This is a genomic window from Gordonia sp. CNJ-863, from assembly GCF_001942325.1.
Taxonomy (GTDB): Bacteria; Actinomycetota; Actinomycetes; order Mycobacteriales; family Mycobacteriaceae; genus Gordonia; species Gordonia alkanivorans.
The window spans coordinates 1-3,172 of sequence record NZ_MKKG01000061.1 but is presented as its reverse complement, the minus strand read 5'-3'; the positions used below and the strand labels follow the sequence as shown (position 1 = coordinate 3,172).

The 3,172-nt window shown below is 55.4% G+C and carries 1 rRNA gene; it reads left to right on the top strand.

Features of this window, described 5'->3' with window-relative positions:
• Nucleotides 1-27: 27 nt before the first annotated feature.
• Nucleotides 28-3,162 (top strand): 23S ribosomal RNA (locus BJF87_RS21665).
• Nucleotides 3,163-3,172: the final 10 nt, after the last annotated feature.

The following is a 3,172-nucleotide window of genomic DNA, read 5'->3' as shown; positions in this document are numbered from 1 at the left end:
TGGTGTGGGGGTGGTTTGTAGGTGTTGTTGTAAGTGTGTAAGGGCGTTCGGTGGATGCCTTGGTACCAGGAGCCGATGAAGGACGTGGTAGGCCGCGATAGTCCTCGGGGAGTTGTCAAACGAGCTGTGATCCGAGGGTGTCCGAATGGGGAAACCCAGCACGAGTGATGTCGTGTTACCCACCTCTGAATGTATAGGGGGTGTGGAGGGAACGTGGGGAAGTGAAACATCTCAGTACCCATAGGAAGAGAAAACAAAAGTGATTCCGTGAGTAGTGGCGAGCGAAAGCGGATGAGGCTAAACCATGCGCATGTGATACCGGGTAGGGGTTGTGTGTGTGGTGTTGTGGGGTTCATCTTCTTCCATCTACCTGTGGAAGCGTGAGTCAGAAAATCGTGTGTTAGGTGAAGTGGCCTGGAATGGTCTGCCGTAGACGGTGAGAGTCCGGTAGCTGAAAACACATGGTCTTGCGTGATGGGTGCCCAAGTAGCAGCGGGCTCGTGGAATCTGCTGTGAATCTGCCGGGACCACCCGGTAAGCCTGAATACTTCCTGGTGACCGATAGCGGACAAGTACCGTGAGGGAAAGGTGAAAAGTACCCCGGGAGGGGAGTGAAATAGTACCTGAAACCGGACGCTTACAATCCGTCAAAGCCTGTGCCTCTTCGGAGGGTGGGTGATGGCGTGCCTTTTGAAGAATGAGCCTGCGAGTTAGTGCTCGGTGGCGAGGTTAACCCGTGTGGGGTAGCCGTAGCGAAAGCGAGTCTGAATAGGGCGAAAGAGTCGCCGGGTCTAGACCCGAAGCGGAGTGATCTACCCATGGCCAGGGTGAAGCGACGGTAAGACGTCGTGGAGGCCCGAACCCACTTCAGTTGAAAATGGAGGGGATGAGTTGTGGGTAGGGGTGAAAGGCCAATCAAACTCCGTGATAGCTGGTTCTCCCCGAAATGCATTTAGGTGCAGCGTCACATGTTTCTTACCGGAGGTAGAGCTACTGGATGGCCGATGGGCCCCACAGGGTTACTGACGTCAGCCAAACTCCGAATGCCGGTAAGTGAGAGTGTGGCAGTGAGACTGCGGGCGATAAGGTTCGTAGTCGAGAGGGAAACAGCCCAGATCGCCGGCTAAGGCCCCTAAGCGTGTACTAAGTGGAAAAGGATGTGGGGTCGCGAAGACAACCAGGAGGTTGGCTTAGAAGCAGCCACCCTTGAAAGAGTGCGTAATAGCTCACTGGTCAAGTGATCCTGCGCCGACAATGTAGCGGGGCTCAAGTACACCGCCGAAGCCGCGGCACTCACACGTTAGCCCGTTGATGTTCTACGGAGTGTCAACCAGGTGTGTGGGTGGGTAGGGGAGCGTCCTGCATCCGTGGAAGCCACAGAGTGATCTAGTGGTGGAGGGTGTGGGAGTGAGAATGCAGGCATGAGTAGCGAAAGAAGAGTGAGAAACTCTTCCGCCGAATGACCAAGGGTTCCTGGGCCAGGCTAATCCGCCCAGGGTGAGTCGGGACCTAAGGCGAGGCCGACAGGCGTAGTCGATGGACAACGGGTTGATATTCCCGTACCCGTGTATCCGCGCCCATGCTGAATCAGTTGTACTAACCATCCAGATCCCCCAGGAGCACCTTCGGGTGCCGGGTGGGGTGATGCATGGGACCTTGGCTGGTAGTAGGCAAGCGATGGGGTGACGCAGGAAGGTAGTGGGGCCAGTCAGTGGTTGTACTGGTGTAAGCCTGTAGGGCGTGTTCTAGGCAAATCCGGAACACATATAGCCTGAGAGGTGATGCGTAGCCGTTGCGGCGAATTCCATGATCCTATGCTGCCGAGAAAAGCCTCTAGTGAGTTGGTACACGGCCCGTACCCCAAACCAACACAGGTGGTCAGGTAGAGAATACTAAGGCGATCGAGAGAACTGTGGTTAAGGAACTCGGCAAAATGCCCCCGTAACTTCGGGAGAAGGGGGACCCAGACCGGTGACGAGATTTACTCTCTGAGCGGGTGTGGGTCGCAGAGACCAGAGAGAAGCGACTGTTTACTAAAAACACAGGTCCGTGCGAAGTCGTAAGACGATGTATACGGACTGACGCCTGCCCGGTGCTGGAAGGTTAAGAGGACCGGTTAGTCACCTTTGGGTGGCGAAGCTGAGAATTTAAGCCCCAGTAAACGGCGGTGGTAACTATAACCATCCTAAGGTAGCGAAATTCCTTGTCGGGTAAGTTCCGACCTGCACGAATGGCGTAACGACTTCTCTGCTGTCTCAACCACAGACTCGGCGAAATTGCAGTACGAGTAAAGATGCTCGTTACGCGCGGCAGGACGAAAAGACCCCGGGACCTTCACTATAGCTTGGTATTGGTGTTCGGTTCGGTTTGTGTAGGATAGGTGGGAGACTGTGAAGTGGGCACGCCAGTGTTCATGGAGTCGTTGTTGAAATACCACTCTGATCGTATTGGACTTCTAACCTCGGACCCTGATCGGGTTCAGGGACAGTGCCTGGTGGGTAGTTTAACTGGGGCGGTTGCCTCCTAAAAAGTAACGGAGGCGCCCAAAGGTTCCCTCAGCCTGGTTGGCAATCAGGTGTTGAGTGTAAGTGCACAAGGGAGCTTGACTGTGAGACGTACATGTCGAGCAGGGACGAAAGTCGGGACTAGTGATCCGGCACCGGCAAGTGGAAGCGGTGTCGCTCAACGGATAAAAGGTACCCCGGGGATAACAGGCTGATCTTCCCCAAGAGTCCATATCGACGGGATGGTTTGGCACCTCGATGTCGGCTCGTCGCATCCTGGGGCTGGAGTAGGTCCCAAGGGTTGGGCTGTTCGCCCATTAAAGCGGCACGCGAGCTGGGTTTAGAACGTCGTGAGACAGTTCGGTCTCTATCCGCCGCGCGCGTAAGAAACTTGAGGAAACCTGTCCCTAGTACGAGAGGACCGGGACGGACGAACCTCTGGTGTGCCAGTTGTCCCGCCAGGGGCACTGCTGGTTAGCTACGTTCGGAAGGGATAACCGCTGAAAGCATCTAAGCGGGAAGCCTGTTCCAAGATGAGGTTTCTCACCCCCTTTTGCGGGGTTAAGGCCCCCTACAGACCATGGGGTTGATAGGCCAGAACTGTACGCACAGCAATGTGTTCAGGTGACTGGTACTAATCGGCCGAGGACTTACCAACAACACCCACA